At 73.2% G+C, this 14068-nt stretch carries 15 protein-coding genes; 8 read left to right on the forward strand and 7 right to left on the reverse strand.

The window, feature by feature from the left end:
- Positions 1–785 (reverse strand): WD40/YVTN/BNR-like repeat-containing protein (locus ACFXA3_RS16795; RefSeq protein ID WP_385187430.1); only part of this gene is annotated, 785 nt, incomplete at its 3' end.
- Positions 786–880: 95 nt separating this feature from the next.
- On the opposite strand from ACFXA3_RS16795, the gene ACFXA3_RS16800 reads away from it, so the two are divergent.
- The 3 genes from ACFXA3_RS16800 to ACFXA3_RS16810 all read left to right on the forward strand — a co-directional run bounded on the left by ACFXA3_RS16800 (position 881) and on the right by ACFXA3_RS16810 (position 3729).
- Positions 881–1297 (forward strand): (4Fe-4S)-binding protein, encoded by a 417-nt coding sequence (locus ACFXA3_RS16800; RefSeq protein ID WP_385187432.1) that lies wholly within the window; start codon positions 881–883, stop codon positions 1295–1297.
- 177 nt (positions 1298–1474) lie between these two features.
- A complete protein-coding gene (locus ACFXA3_RS16805; protein WP_385187434.1) occupies positions 1475–1891 on the forward strand; it encodes an SsgA family sporulation/cell division regulator in 417 nt (138 codons plus the stop codon).
- A gap of 197 nt (positions 1892–2088) precedes the next feature.
- A complete protein-coding gene (locus tag ACFXA3_RS16810) occupies positions 2089–3729 on the forward strand; it encodes an ABC-F family ATP-binding cassette domain-containing protein (RefSeq protein WP_385187436.1) in 1641 nt (546 codons plus the stop codon).
- A 30-nt stretch (positions 3730–3759) separates the two neighbouring features.
- On the opposite strand, the gene ACFXA3_RS16815 is transcribed toward ACFXA3_RS16810, so the two are convergent.
- Entirely contained in the window at positions 3760–4233 is a 474-nt protein-coding gene (locus ACFXA3_RS16815; protein WP_385187437.1) for an ATP-binding protein, read from the reverse strand.
- Positions 4234–4558: 325 nt separating this feature from the next.
- On the opposite strand from ACFXA3_RS16815, the gene ACFXA3_RS16820 reads away from it, so the two are divergent.
- Positions 4559–5530 carry an acyl-ACP desaturase gene (locus ACFXA3_RS16820; protein WP_385187439.1) on the forward strand — a complete coding sequence of 324 codons (972 nt, stop codon included), beginning with the start codon at positions 4559–4561 and terminating at the stop codon, positions 5528–5530.
- 106 nt (positions 5531–5636) lie between these two features.
- Here ACFXA3_RS16820 and ACFXA3_RS16825 read toward each other — a convergent pair whose 3' ends face one another.
- Positions 5637–5891, reverse strand: coding sequence for a WhiB family transcriptional regulator (locus tag ACFXA3_RS16825; RefSeq protein ID WP_385187441.1), 255 nt, complete (start codon positions 5889–5891; stop codon positions 5637–5639).
- 102 nt (positions 5892–5993) lie between these two features.
- A complete protein-coding gene (gene ligD, locus ACFXA3_RS16830; RefSeq protein ID WP_385187443.1) occupies positions 5994–7058 on the reverse strand; it encodes a non-homologous end-joining DNA ligase in 1065 nt (354 codons plus the stop codon).
- A 75-nt stretch (positions 7059–7133) separates the two neighbouring features.
- Between ligD and ACFXA3_RS16835 the strand changes: the two genes are divergently transcribed.
- On the forward strand, positions 7134–8207 hold the full coding sequence (locus ACFXA3_RS16835; RefSeq protein ID WP_385187445.1) for an ATP-dependent DNA ligase: 1074 nt from the start codon (positions 7134–7136) through the stop codon (positions 8205–8207).
- Positions 8208–8235: 28 nt separating this feature from the next.
- Here ACFXA3_RS16835 and ACFXA3_RS16840 read toward each other — a convergent pair whose 3' ends face one another.
- Both ACFXA3_RS16840 and ACFXA3_RS16845 read right to left on the reverse strand, forming a co-directional pair.
- Positions 8236–9627, reverse strand: a complete 1392-nt coding sequence (locus ACFXA3_RS16840) for an NAD(P)/FAD-dependent oxidoreductase (RefSeq protein ID WP_385187446.1) — start codon at positions 9625–9627, stop codon at positions 8236–8238.
- A 113-nt stretch (positions 9628–9740) separates the two neighbouring features.
- Positions 9741–10733, reverse strand: coding sequence for an NAD(P)/FAD-dependent oxidoreductase (locus ACFXA3_RS16845; protein WP_385187448.1), 993 nt, complete (start codon positions 10731–10733; stop codon positions 9741–9743).
- A 138-nt stretch (positions 10734–10871) separates the two neighbouring features.
- Between ACFXA3_RS16845 and ACFXA3_RS16850 the strand changes: the two genes are divergently transcribed.
- The 3 genes from ACFXA3_RS16850 (at position 10872) to ACFXA3_RS16860 (ending at position 11956) form a co-directional block, all read left to right on the forward strand.
- Positions 10872–11357 carry an NUDIX domain-containing protein gene (locus tag ACFXA3_RS16850; protein WP_385187450.1) on the forward strand — a complete coding sequence of 162 codons (486 nt, stop codon included), beginning with the start codon at positions 10872–10874 and terminating at the stop codon, positions 11355–11357.
- A gap of 82 nt (positions 11358–11439) precedes the next feature.
- Positions 11440–11712 carry a DUF6400 family protein gene (locus ACFXA3_RS16855; protein WP_385187451.1) on the forward strand — a complete coding sequence of 91 codons (273 nt, stop codon included), beginning with the start codon at positions 11440–11442 and terminating at the stop codon, positions 11710–11712.
- Positions 11699–11956 (forward strand): hypothetical protein, encoded by a 258-nt coding sequence (locus ACFXA3_RS16860; RefSeq protein ID WP_385187452.1) that lies wholly within the window; start codon positions 11699–11701, stop codon positions 11954–11956. Before ACFXA3_RS16855 ends, ACFXA3_RS16860 begins: the two co-directional genes overlap by 14 nt.
- A gap of 36 nt (positions 11957–11992) precedes the next feature.
- On the opposite strand, the gene ACFXA3_RS16865 is transcribed toward ACFXA3_RS16860, so the two are convergent.
- Positions 11993–14065, reverse strand: coding sequence for an MDR family MFS transporter (locus ACFXA3_RS16865; protein ID WP_385187454.1), 2073 nt, complete (start codon positions 14063–14065; stop codon positions 11993–11995).
- Positions 14066–14068 lie beyond the last annotated feature (3 nt).

Genomic DNA, 14068 nt, shown 5'->3' on the forward strand with positions numbered 1-14068 from the left:
GTCGTACGGTCGCGGAAGGCCAGGGCGAAGACCCCCTTGGCCGGGTCGCCCGCCGGGAGGCCCGATTCGGCGACGCGCCAGGTGCGGCCGCGGTCCGCCGAGTGGAGGATCCGGGCGGTCGCGCCGCCGCCCGTGGCCAGCCAGACGTCCCGCGGTCCGGCGCTCACCAGGCACTGGCCGCTCGCGGCGAAACCCGCCTCGCCGGGCAGGGCGTCCGGCATCCCCGCGCCCGGCAGCACCGTCCAGTTCCGGCCGCCGTCGTCCGTGGACAGGATCCGGAACCTGCCGTCCACCGGATCGCTCACGGCCAGCCCGTGCCGGGGGTCGAAGAAGGTGAGGCAGTCGTAGAAGGCGCGCGGGTCGGGGTTGCGGAAGGTCTCGGCCCACGTGGCGCCGCCGTCTTCGGTGCGCAGCACCCGCGACGCCCCGCCCTCGCCGATGGACAGGGCCACCGCGCGGCGCGCGTCGAAGGCCTCGATGTCGCGCAGTTCCAGGCCCTCCGCGACCGCGCCCGGCGGTGAGACGTCCCGCCAGCTGCGGCCGCCGTCGACGGTGCGCAGCACCGTGCCCTTGGTGCCGGCGACCCAGGCCGTGGTGCGGCTGACGGCCGCCAGGCCGCGGAAGCGGGCGTCCTTGGCGGTGTCCTTGACGGCCCAGCCCGTGCCGCGTAAACCCTGCACGTCCGCCGTGCCCGTCGCGTCCGTGCCGTCCGTCCCGAGGTCCGTCCCGCCGTCCGCGTGGGCCGGGGCGGCCAGCAGCCCCAGGGCCAGAACCGCCGCGCACATGCCAACTCCCAGAAGTCTCATGGCGCCGGAAGCTAATGCACCCCGGATTCGGCGTCCAGGGTGCGTCCGCGCCGCCGGGTTCCTAGGCTGAGGCCATGCCCTCCAAGGAACCCAAGGCCTACGACGGCAAGCGCATCACCGTCACGTACGACACCGGGCGGTGCCTGCACGCCGCCGCGTGCGTGCGCGGTCTGCCCGAGGTGTTCGACTCGGGGAAGCGTCCGTGGGTGCAGCCGGACGGCGCGGAGCCGGAGCGGGTCGCCGAGGTGATCCGGCGGTGCCCCTCGGGCGCGTTGCAGTACCGGCTCGCCGAGGGGGGACCGGATGAGGAGCCGGACCGGCCGACCACGGTCGTACGGTCGGCCGCCGGCCAGCTGGTGATGCGCGGCGACCTGCGCGTGACGACTCCCGACGGGAGCGTCCGGCGGGAGACCAGGGCGATGCTTTGCGCTTGTGGAGTGAGCGGGAACCAGCCGTTTTGTGATCACTCCGGGGCGTGCGGCACCGACTGAGTCCCCTGGACCCGCAGCCCTCACGCCGTCACTCCGTGCGATCAAACGGACGCGTTCCAGCCAATCGGTGACACAGCTCACGTCGGTTCGCATGCACGGATTTGCCGATTCCCGCGTCTATCCGGTTGCCGGGTTCCACGCACGCCCGGCAGCAGATCCGCCGCAAGGGAGCGAGCCTTGATCACCGTTATCGAGCAGGCCGTACAGGCCCGTCTGGTCGCCACCGCCCCGAAGGTCGAGACCGTGCCCGTCACGCTCTGCTACGACCGCGCGGATCCCTTCGCCGTGCGCATGGCCTTCCCGGCTCCCGCCACCCTCGAGGGTGTCGAGGTGTCGTGGACGTTCGCGCGCGAGCTCCTCGAATCGGGCCTGGACCGGCCGACGGGCTGGGGTGACGTGCGAGTGCGGCCGTACGACCCGGACCGGACGACGATCGAGTTCCACGCACCCGAGGGCGTGGCGATCGTGCTGATGCTGACGGCCGAACTGCACCGGTTCCTGGAGCGGGCCGCGACGGTCGTGCCGCCGGGGCTGGAGCACCTGTACCTCGACATGGACCACAGCCTGGCCGAGCTGATGCGCGACCCCCACTGACCCGGGCGGCTCTTATTCGTTTGCGGGCGGCCCCGGGCCGCCCGTAGCTTCGTTGACGCCCCATTGCCGTCGAACGGAGCAGGACGTTGCTCTTCCGAGGTTGAGACACCGACCGACCCGCTTTCACCCTTCCACGTGACCGTCCGTCGGCTGTCTCCCCGCGTTGCACGCACCATTCACGCAACCTGGAGGCCTCCATGAGTCATGCCCCCGTTTTCCTCACCTGCTCCGCCCTGTCCTTCGACTGGCCCGACGGCACTCCCGTCTTCGACGGCTTCCAGCTGGCCGTCGGCCCCGGCCGTACCGGCCTGATCGGGCTCAACGGCTGCGGCAAGTCCACCCTGCTGAAGCTCCTCGCGGGTGAGCTCACCCCGTCGGACGGCCAGGTGGCCGTGGCCGGCACCATCGGCCACCTCCCGCAGAGCGTCACTCTCGACACCGCCCTGCGCGTCGACGAGGCGCTCGGCATCCGCGCCACCCGTGCCGCCCTGCACGCCATCGAGGCGGGCGAGGCCACCGAGGCGAACTTCGCCGCGGTCGGCGACGACTGGGACGTCGAGGAGCGGGCGCTGGCCACCCTCGACCAGCTCGGCCTCGCCCGGATCGGCCTGGACCGTACGGTCGGCGAACTGTCCGGCGGCGAATGCGTGCTGCTGCGCCTGGCGGCGCTGCTGCTCGCCCGGCCCGACGTCCTGCTGCTGGACGAGCCGACGAACAACCTGGACCTGCGGGCCCGGCGCCGCCTGTACGCGGCGATCGAGTCCTGGTCCGGGGTGATGGTCCTGGTCAGTCACGACCGGGAGCTGCTGGAGCGGGTCGACCAGATCGCCGACCTGCACGACGGCGAAGTCCGCTGGTACGGCGGGAACTTCACGGCGTACGAGGACCAGCTCGCCGCCGAACAGGACGCGGCCGAGCGGATGGTCCGGGTCGCGGAGGCCGACGTACAGCGGCAGAAGCGCGAACTGTCGGACGCGCACGCCAAGCTGGCGCGGCGCAAGCGGTACGGCCAGAAGATGAACGACCAGAAGCGCGAGCCGAAGATCGTCATGGGTGCCCGCAAGCGCGCGGCGCAGGAGTCGGCCGGCAAGCACCGCATCTTGCACACGGAGAAGCTGGCCCAGGCGAGGGAGCGTCTCGACCAGGCGGTGGAGGCCGTCCGGGACGACGACGAGATCCGGATCGAACTGCCCGCCACCCAGGTCCATCCGGGGCGCCGGGTGCTGACCCTGAGCAATGTGCGCCTGGCGCACGGGGCCAGGGCGGCGGGCGAGTGGGAGCTGCGCGGTCCGGAGCGGATCGCGCTGGTGGGCGGCAACGGTTCGGGCAAGACGACCCTGCTGCGCACGATCGCGGGGCTGCTCGCGCCGGTGTCCGGGGAGGCGGTGACCCATGTGCCGACGCGGTTCCTGCCGCAGCGCCTGGACGTGCTGGACGAGAGCCGTTCGGTGGTGGAGAACGTGGCGCGGTTCGCCCCGCACGCCTCGAACAACGTGATCCGGGCGCGGCTCGCGCACTTCCTGTTCCGGGGTGCCCGTGCGGACCGGCCGGCCGGCACGCTGTCGGGCGGCGAGCGGTTCCGGGCGGCGCTGGCCGCGCTGCTGCTGGCGGAGCCGGCTCCGCAGCTGCTGATGCTGGACGAGCCGACGAACAACCTGGACCTGGCGAGCGTGCGGCAGTTGACGGGCGCGCTGGAGTCGTACGAGGGCGCGCTGCTGGTGGCGAGCCACGACGTGCCGTTCCTGGAGTCGATCGGGATCACCCGGTGGCTGCTGCTCGACGGCGAGCTGAAGCCGACCACGGCCGAGGAGGTGCGGGAGGCGCTGTGGCACGGGTGACGGCGCACCCGGCGGCCGGCCGGAGCGCGGCTAGGGCGCCGGCGGCAGCGGCAGCAGGGCCCAGGTCTTGGCGCCTCCCACGGGGGTGAGGACGGGGGTGAGCCCCCAGTCGCCTCCGCAGGCCTCGACGGCGGCGGCGAGCAGCCACATGCCCCGGCTGCGCCGGCCGCGGCACTCCTCGCTCGCTTCGGGCGAGGAGTGCGCCGGGTGCTGGTCGTAGAGCACGACGCGCAGGGCGTCGAACTGCCAGCGGACGTTCAGCAGCATCTCCTTCCCGGGGGTGAAGCGGTGGGCGCACGCGACGAGCTCGGAGGCGGCGAGGGCCGCGGAGTCGCAGAGGCAGGGCAGCCCGTGCCGGGTGAGCAGGGTCCGTACGCCGGAACGGGCACTGCCTGCGCAGTGCGCGTTGCCGGGCAGGCGTATCGAGTGGTTCAGCTTCGCCGCGTCGCGCGGGACCTGCCGGATCTCGTGGGCCGGTCGCAGGCCGCGGAGGGTGCCCGTCATCGTGCTGCTCCAGGATTGCGAGGTGCGTCGGGGCGGGCGCGGGTTGCCCGCTGTGAGACGTGCACTACCGACCGTAGCTCACCGCTCGGCGCGGCGCGCCGGGTCCTTGCGCGCGGCCCCGGCCGTCAAGGCGGGTGTCACGGCCACCCGCGGGCGCGACTTTCGCCGGGCCGAACCCTTCTCACGCCCCCTCCAACTGCATATATAACCGGACGTAACCGGGCATATGAACGCCTGGGGCTTGGCTGGTGCTCACGCTCCGCTTAACCTACGGGTTCGTAGGCTACGGAACCGTAGGTAATTCGCTTTGTCCCCAGGAGCACCCGTGACGATCACCTCTCCCCTCCTCGGCAGCTCGGAGGCGTGGACCGACGCCAAGCTGCTGTACGCGCTGGAAGAGGTGGTCGAAAAGGAGCTCAACCGCCATCTGAAGGTCACCAAGGACTGGATGCCCCACGAGTACGTTCCGTGGAGCGACGGCCGCAACTTCCCCGCCCTCTTCGAGGACGGCGAGGCGTGGGACCCGGAGCAGTCCAAGGTCACGGAGATCGGCAAGATCGCGCTGGTCGTGAACCTGCTGACGGAGGACAACCTCCCGAGCTACCACCACGAGATCGCCACGCTCTTCGGCCGCAACGGCGCCTGGGGCACCTGGGTGCACCGCTGGACGGCCGAGGAGGGCCGCCACGGCATCGTGATGCGCGACTACCTGCTGGCCTCGCGCGCCGTGGACCCGGACAAGCTCGAGGCGTTCCGCATGCAGCACATGTCGGAGGGGTTCGAGTCCGACAACCGCCACTCGATGCTGCACTCGGTGGCGTACGTGGCCTTCCAGGAGCTCGCGACGCGCATCTCGCACCGCAACACCGGCCACCAGTCCGGTGACCCGGTCTGCGACCGGATGCTGGCCCGCATCGCGCAGGACGAGAACCTGCACATGATCTTCTACCGCAACCTGCTGGGCGCCGCCTTCGAGATCGCCCCGGACCTGACCATGCAGGCCGTGCGGGACGTCGTGGTCAACTTCCGGATGCCCGGACACGGCATGCCCGGCTTCGAGCGGATGGCCGCCCAGATGGCGATCGGCGGGGTCTACAACCTGCGGATCCACCACGACGACGTGCTGAGCCCCGTGATCCGCTTCCTGAAGATCATGGAGATCGACGGTCTCGGCCCGGACGGCCGACAGGCGCAGGAGGAGCTGGGCCTGTTCATGAACGGCCTGGACTCCGAGGCCCGCAAGTTCGACGAGCGGCTCGCCGCCCGCGCGGCCCGGATCGCGGCCCGCAAGGCCTGACCGGCCGCACGCCCACCCGTCGGCGCCCGCTCGGGCGGCCGGCTTCGAAACCCCGGCGGGGCCGTACTCCGCCGGGGTTTCGTGCGTGCCGTCGGCCCGCTCGCGGTCAGCTGCGCCGGCGCAGGGCCAGGCGCTCCGACTCGGAGAGGCCGCCCCAGACGCCGAAGCGCTCGTCGTTGGCGAGCGCGTACTCCAGGCATGCCACGCGGCCCTCGCACGCCCCGCACAGCCGCTTCGCCTCCCGCAGGGACGAACCGGGCTCCGGGAAGAAGAAGCCCGGTCCCGTCTGGGCGCACAGCGCGAGTTCGTACCAGTCGGGCGCGGTGGTGGCGGTGGTGGTGGAGACGGTGTTCATCGACATGCCGGAGATCCTCACGGCCGCCGATGGACGTCCGATCAACGACTGATCAACACCCGTTCACGGCGGGTACCGGCCACCGGCGGCCGCCGCCGCGCAGCGGTCTCACGCCTGGTGCGGGGGGTCCTCGTGCGGTGGGTCCTCGTGTGGGGCGTCCTCGTGCTTGGCGCGGCTCGGCTGGACGCGCTTCGGTTCGCCCGGCATCTTCGGGTAGTCCGGCGGGTACGGCATGTCGCCCAGGCCGTGGTCGTGCTCGTGGCGCTCGGCCAGCTCCAGGGCGGCGTCGAGGGTGAAGGCGTGGTCGTCCATGTCCGCGTGCAGGTCGCCGAGTTCGGCGTAGCGTGCGGGCATCGTGGTGATGTCGAAGTCCCGGGGCTCGGCGGAGTCGATCTCGCCCCAGCGCAGCGGGGCCGACACCGGTGCGTGCGGACGCGGGCGTACGGAGTAGGCGGAGGCGATCGTGCGGTCGCGGGCGGTCTGGTTGTAGTCGACGAAGATCCGCTCGCCGCGTTCCTCCTTCCACCACGCCGTGGTGACCTTGCCGGGCATCCGCTGTTCCAGCTCGCGGCCGATCGCGATGGCGCAGCGCCGGACCTCGGTGAACGTCCAGCGCGGCTCGATCGGGACGAAGACGTGCAGGCCCCGGCCGCCCGAGGTCTTGGGCCAGCCGCGCAGGCCCAGGTCCTCCAGTACGTCGCGCAGTTCGTGGGCGCAGATCACCGCGTGGTGGTAGTCGGTGCCGGGCTGCGGGTCCAGGTCGATGCGCAGTTCGTCGGGCCGGTCGGTGTCCTCGCGGCGTACCGGCCAGGGGTGGAAGGTCAGGCAGCCCAGGTTGGCGGCCCACAGGACGGCGGCCGGTTCGGTCGGGCAGATCTCGTCGGCGGTGCGCCCGCTGGGGAACTCGATGTGGGCGGTCGGGATCCAGTCGGGCAGGTTCTTCGGGGCGCGCTTCTGGAAGAAGGACTCGCCCTCCACTCCCTCGGGGTAGCGCTCCAGGGTGGTGGGCCGGTTGCGCAGGGCGCGGGTGATTCCGTCGGCCACGGCCAGGTAGTACTGCGCCACGTCCAGCTTCGTCAGTCCCCGCTCGGGGAAGTAGATCTTGTCCGGGCTGGACAGCCGTACGGTCCGCCCGCCCGCGTCCAGCTCGATCGCGTTACCGGATGCACCCATGTGCGCCACGGTAGGCGGCCCCCGCCAGGTGCGCATACCGGGCGGGAGGGGACGCACCGTCGCAGAATCTGAGACATGGATCTGCCCGTGATGCCGCCCGTGAAGCCGATGCTCGCCAAGTCGGTGGCCAAGATCCCGCCCGGTATGCAGTACGAGGCCAAATGGGACGGTTTCCGGGCCGTCGTGCACCGCGACGGCGACGAGGTGGAGATCGGCAGCCGTACCGGCAAGACCCTGACCCGGTATTTCCCCGAGCTGGTGACCGCTCTGCGGGACAACCTGCCGGACCGCTGCGTGGTGGACGGCGAGATCGTCATCGTCCACGACGGGCGGCTCGACTTCGACCGGCTGACCGAGCGGATCCATCCCGCGCAGTCCCGGGTCGACCTGCTGGCGCGGACCACCCCCGCCAGCTTCGTCGCCTTCGATCTGCTGGCCCTCGGCGACCGGGCGCTCCTCGACACCCCGCTCGCCGACCGCCGCAGCGCCCTGGCCGATGCCCTGTCCACCGCTTCGCCCCCCGTCCACCTCGCGCCCGCGACCACCGATCCCGCGCTGGCGCAGGAGTGGTTCGAGCGGTTCGAGGGCGCCGGGCTCGACGGGGTGATCGCCAAACCCCTCGATCTGCCCTACCGGCCCGATGCCCGCCTCATGTTCAAGATCAAGCACGAGCGTACGGCCGACGTCGTCATCGCGGGTTTCCGTTTCCACAAGAGCGGTCCGATCGTCGGATCGCTGCTCCTGGGCCTCCACGACGCCCACGGCGCCCTCCAGCACGTCGGGGTCTGCGCCGCCTTCCCCATGAAGCGCCGCGCCGAGCTGGTGGAGGAGCTCGCGCCCCTGCGCATGGCCGACGCCACCGGCCACCCCTGGGCCGCCTGGGCCGAGCAGTCCGCCCACGAGAGCGCCCGGCTGCCCGGCGCGCAGAGCCGCTGGACCGGCAAGAAGGACCTCTCCTGGGTACCGCTGCGCCCCGAGCGCGTCTGCGAGGTGGCGTACGACCACATGGAGGGCGACCGTTTCCGGCACACCGCCCGGTTCCGCCGCTGGCGGCCCGACCGGGCGCCGGAGAGCTGTACGTACGCCCAGCTGGAGGAGGTCGTCGGCTACGACCTCGCCGACGTCCTCGGTGCGCCCGCCGGCCCGTGAGCCGCCGCAGGGCCCCGTCGGGGCGCCCTCAGCCCGCCGTCAGCTCCTCCCACTGCGCCCGGTCCGGGCCCACCGCGTTCGGCGCGTAGTGCGGCCGGGCCGCCAGCCAGCGGGCCACCCGGGCCCGCACCTCCGGGTCCGCGTACGCCCGCTCCGGCGGCTCGGCCAGGTGCCGGCCCCGCGCCCGGGCCCGCATCACCTCGGGGTCCTCCAGGGCGCACTCGAACAGCGCGGCGACCTCGCGCGCCGTCCCCGTCCGCCCGGCCCGCGTCGCGAACCGCTCCCCGATGGCCGCGTCGGCGACCACCTGGAAGTCGAACCAGGGCTTCAGGGTGCGCACGGCCCACGCGTGGTACTCGGCGGCGAACCGCACCGATCCCGGGTCCCGGTGTGCCGTGCCGGCCACCCTGCGCGCCGCCCACAGTGCGAGCGAGGTGCCCTGGCCGAGCGTCGGGTTCGTGTGCGTGATCGCGTCCCCGACCGGCACCAGCCCGGTCACCACCGGCCCCTGCTCGTCGACGGGCGCGCTCCACCGGTTGTCCAGGCTCGCCGTGGCCAGTACGTCCGACAGCGGCTCGGCGCCCAGGTCCAGCCACGCCGCACCGGGCGGGAAGGACCGGGCGGCGGCCTCGAAGACGGCCGGATCGCGCAGCGCCGCGCGCGTGGTGTCGGTGGTGTGGACGAACAGGGTCACGGCGAAGACCCGGTTGTCGGCCGGGAACACGGCGCACCCGGCGAAGGCGCCGCCGGTCACCGTCCAGGGCCGGCGCGGGCCCTCGTCCGTCCCCTCGGGCAGCCGGTACCAGCGGCAGAAGTACGCCAGCCCCGTCCGGTGGCGTTCCACGGGCGCCGGCCGGCAGCCCGCCTCGGCCAGCAGGCGTCCGACACCGCCGCGCCGGCCGCCCGCGTCCACGACGAGGTCGGCCGGGTACGCACCGGCCGGTGTGCGCACGCCCGTCACCCGCACCGCGGCCTCCCCCGGCCCGGTCAGCAGCCCGGTGACCGGCTCCCCGTGGTGCATGACGGCTCCCGGTTCGCCGCGCAGGGCGGTGGCCAGGGCGCTCTCCAGCACGATGCGCCGGGCCTGGAGCATGACGAGGTCCTCGTCGCCGGGCCGCTCCGGCGGGCGTGCGTCGAACCAGTCCAGCTCGTGCCGTTCGCGGGCGCCGAGCCGCAGCATCCGCGCGTGGACGTCGGGCAGGTCGCGGCGCAGGAGGGTGCGGGCCGCGCCGAGCAGGGCGTGCGGCTGGGTGGCCTGGGGGACGCCAGGCCGGTGCCAGCCGAAGAAGTCCCGGTCGAGCGCGGCGCCGGGAGCGCGCGTGTCGCGTTCGAACAGTTCGGCGGTGTGTCCGTGCCGCGCCGCGAGCAGCGCGGTCGCCAGTCCTCCGACACCCCCGCCGATGACCACCACGTGTGCCATTGCGCGCCCCCGAGCCTCTGAGCCGATGAGTACGACGATCAGACCGCTCAGAGCCTGCACGGGCGCACCGTGGCCGAAACCCGCACACCCGTCCGACAGGCCCGCCCGGCGCGCTACGCCGGGTCCGCGCCCCGGCGGGCCCGGTGGGCTGCGAGGGCCCGGCGGGCCCGCGCCTCGCACAGGTCGGTGTTGATCGCGACGGCCGCCCGCACCCCGGCCGCCGCCGCGCCGGCCAGCTGCTCCATGGGGCCGGACACGTTCCCGGCCGCCCAGACGCCGCGCAGGGCGGTGGCGCCGGTCTGCGGATCCGCCTCGACACAGGTGCCGACCACGGCCCCGTCCCGCTCCACCGTGACGACGGGCAGCCCCAGGCTCCTCGGCACCCCGGCGCGGGCGGTGAACCGCGGGGCCACCACGAGGGCCGTGCAGGCCACGGCCGCACCCCCGGCCAGGGTCACCGCGGTCAGCCGGTCTCCGGTGACGTCGAGGCCCGTCACCTGGCCCTCCGCCACCGCGATGCCCAGGGCGGACAGCAGCTCCCGGTCCTCACCGGTGAGCTGCCGGGCGTGGGAGAGCAGGGTGACCTCGTCGGTCCAGTTCCGCCACAGCTGCGCCTGGTGCACGGCGAGCGGCCCGGTGGCCAGCACGGCGACCGGCTGGTCGCGGACCTCCCAGCCGTGGCAGTACGGGCAGTGCAGCACGTCCCGCCCCCAGCGCTGCCGCAGCCCCCGGAGCTGCGGCAGCTCGTCCACCAGACCGGTGGCGATCAGCAGCCGGCCGGCGCGCACCACCGACCCGTCGGCGCACCGGACCAGGAAGCCGCCGTCGGGCCGCCGGTCCGCGGCGAGGACGGTGCCGGCCGGTCCGGAGCGCAGTTCGCCCCGGTGTCCGGCGACCTCCGCCCGTCCCGCGGCCAGCAGCTCCGCGGGGCTCGCGCCGTCCCGGCCCAGGTAGCCGTGCAGGTGGGCGGCGGGGGCGTTGCGGGGGCTGCCGGAGTCGAGGACGAGCACCGAGCGGCGGGCCCGGGCCAGGGTCAGCGCCCCGGCGAGTCCGGCGGTGCCACCGCCCACGACCACGACGTCGTACGAGTTGTCCATGGTGTCCATACCGGGAGGGTGTGGCCCGAACCGTCCGCTTGACAAACCCTGTTGCCGAACCGGCAAATGGAGCCGTGGCCGCCGGGAGCGGCCGCAGCCCGTACGGGCCGTGCCCGACGGCCACCGGAGCAGGAAGCGGAACACGCGATGACGACGCCGAACGACCAGCCCGAGCGCCCGGTACGGGCCGTCCCGCAGCCCAACGGCGTCGTCGGCGTCGGGCTGGTCGTGACCGGCGCCGACGGGCGGGTGCTGCTCGGCCAGGCGCACGACGGCCGCTGGGAGCTGCCCGGCGGGAAGGTCGACCCCGGGGAGAGTTTCGAGCAGGCCGCCGCCCGCGAGCTGGCCGAGGAGACGGACCTGCGGGTGGCGCCCGGGGACGTCCGGATCCTGGCCGTGCAGCTGTCGCCGGCGGCCGGGGTGACCCGGCTGACCGCGGCCGCCGTGACCACCGCGGCCGAGGGCACGCCCCGCGTCACCGAGCCGCACAAGATCCAGCGCTGGCAGTGGTTCGACCCGGAGGGGATCCCCGGTGCGCTCTACGCCCCCTCGACGGCGGTCCTGCGCGCCTGGCGCCCCGATCTGGGGCCGGCCCTGCCGCCGGAACCCTCGTACGACTACCGGACGCCGTAGCGCCGGCCGGGGCCGCCGGGCCGCTGTGACATCTCCCACCCCCTCTTGCCACGGGAAAGAAGGCATACCTAAGTTATCTCGTATGCCCCCACACCACCCCACATCGCCCACCGGCCCGGACACCCCGGCGCTGGTCGACTTCACCGTCGACCTCACCGCGCAGGAGGTCCTGCGGCGGGCCCAGGTCATGGACGCCCTCGGTCCCGACTGGGACCCGATCGAGGTACTGCGCGGCGAGGAGGCGGCGTACGACCTGCTGTACTCCGGGCTCGACGCGGAGCAGCAGCGTGTGTACGACGCCCTGGTCGCGGCCGGTGTCCTCGCCTCGCGCGGAGACGGCCGTGCTGCCGCTTGACCCGCACGCGGACCCCGGGCGCCGCGCCTGGGTGGCCTGCCCCGGCTGCGAGGACAGCCGCGGGTGCGCACCGTGCGAGGAGCGGCGCACGTGTTCCGTGCACTGGCGGTACCTGCTGTCCAACACCGGCAGCCTGCTGCACCTGCAGTGCCCCTCCTGCACGCACGTCTGGGTGCACGAGAGCGGTTTCGGCGCCACGCGTTCCCTGTGGAGCCGCATCACCGGCGGTCGCGCCGGACTCTGACGAGCCGAACCGTCCGGGATCACGCGCCGTCCGGGATCACGTGCCCGCGGTGGCCCGCTGCGCGAAGTAGCCCTCGCCCAGGTCCTCCGCGAGCAGCCGTTTCGCGATCGCGTCGGCCGCCGCCCGGAGTTCCTCGCTCCGCGGGCGGCCGCGGTCCTTCTCCAGCTGGTCGCCGAGCCAGTCGCCCCACGCCTGGGAGATGGTCGCCGCCTCCCGCCGCCCCGCCGGGGTGAGCGTGAGGAAGGTGCCCTCGCGGCTGACGTAGCCCTCCTCCGTCATCCGTTCGAAGACCGGCAGCAGGACCTCCGGGGGCAGGGAGCGGCGTGAGGCGATGAGCCCGAGGCTCGCGTGGCCCACCGTGCGGGTCAGGAGTTCCACCTGCATCACCGCCCAGGCTCCGGCGACGTCCAGCCGGGTGTCCGAGGCGTTCACGATGGCGCGCGCCGTCTGCGGCTGCATGTTCCGTACGAGCTTCCCGACCGCCAGCTCCAGCAGATTGGCGGAATCCCCGGAGGCCGTGACCGGCGAGCCGAAGCCGTCGCCCATGTCGGTCGAGCCCGCTCTGGCGGTGTCGCGCAGCCGGACCTGCTTGAGGAAGAGCGCGACGACGAAACCGGTCCCGGCCACCGGCACCGTCCACAGGAAGACCGTGTGCAGTGCGTGCGCGTACGCCTCCACGATCGGGGCGGCCGCCGCCGGGTCGAGCCCGTGGACCCCCTGGGGGCTCTGGGCCGTCTTGGCCAGCTGCGCCGGATCCGCGCCGGTGGCCCGGGCGGCCTCCGCGACGGCCTTCTCCAGCGCGGGGCCCAGGGTGTTGGCGTAGATGGTGCCGAAGACGGCGGTGCCGAACGAGCTGCCGAGCGTGCGGAAGAACGTGACACCGGACGTGGCGGTGCCGAGGTCGGCGTAGTCCACGGTGTTCTGCACGGCGATCGTCAGGACCTGCATGCACAGGCCGATCCCGGCGCCGAGTACGAACATGTACAGCGATTCCAGCCAGGCGGCGGTGCCCGGGCCCATCCGCGAGAGCAGGTACAGGCCGATGCCCATCACCAGGCAGCCGGCGATGGGGAAGATCCGGTACCGCCCGGTCTTGCTGGTGACGTTGCCGCTGAAGACGGACGCGATCAGCAGGCCGATCACCAGCGGGAGGGTCCGCACGCCCGAGACGGTGGCCGAATCCCCGTCCACGAACTGCAGGTACGTCGGCAGGAACGTCATCGCGCCGAGCATGGCGAAGCCGACCACGAAGCTGAGTACCGAGCAGACCGTGAAGACCGGGTTCCGGAAGAGCCGCATCGGCAGCATCGGCTCCGCGGCCCGGGTCTCGGCCAGGCAGAACAGGGCCAGGGCCAGGACGCCGGTCACGAACAGCCCGATGATCACCGCCGAGTCCCAGGCGTACTCGTTGCCGCCCCAGCTGGTGGCCAGGATCAGGGCGCTGGAGCCCACCGCGACCAGGGCGATGCCCGCGTAGTCGATGCGGGTGCCGCCGGTGGCGCGGACCGAGGGGATCGTGCGGGCCGCCGCGAAGACCACCAGGATCGCGATCGGGACGTTGACGTAGAACGCCCAGCGCCAGGTCAGGTGGTCGGTGAACAGGCCGCCGAGCAGGGGTCCGATGACGGTCGCGACCCCGAAGACGGCGCCGATCGCGCCCTGGTACTTGCCGCGTTCGCGCAGCGGGACCACGTCGGCGATCAGTGCCATGGAGGTGACCATGAGGCCGCCGGCGCCGACGCCCTGGACGCCCCGCCACAGGATGAGCAGGGACATGTTGCTCGCCAGGCCGCACAGGAACGAGCCGGTGATGAAGACGATCGCCGAGATCTGGAAGACGAGTTTCCGGCCGAAGAGGTCGCCGAACTTGCCCACCAGCACCGTCGCGACGGTCTCGGCGAGCAGGTAGGAGGTCACCACCCACGACATGTGGTCCCCGCCGCCCAGGTCCGCCACGATCGTGGGCAGGGCCGTGCCGACGATCGTCTGGTCGAGGGCCGCGAGCAGCACGCCCAGCATGATCGTGCCGAAGACGATGTTGCGCCGCCGCCGGTCGAGCACGGGAGGCGCCCCGGCGGCGACGGGGGCTTCGGCGGGGGCAGTGGTCACACC

Origin of the sequence: Streptomyces sp. NPDC059456 (assembly GCF_042750055.1) — a bacterium.
Lineage (GTDB): Bacteria > Actinomycetota > Actinomycetes > Streptomycetales > Streptomycetaceae > Streptomyces.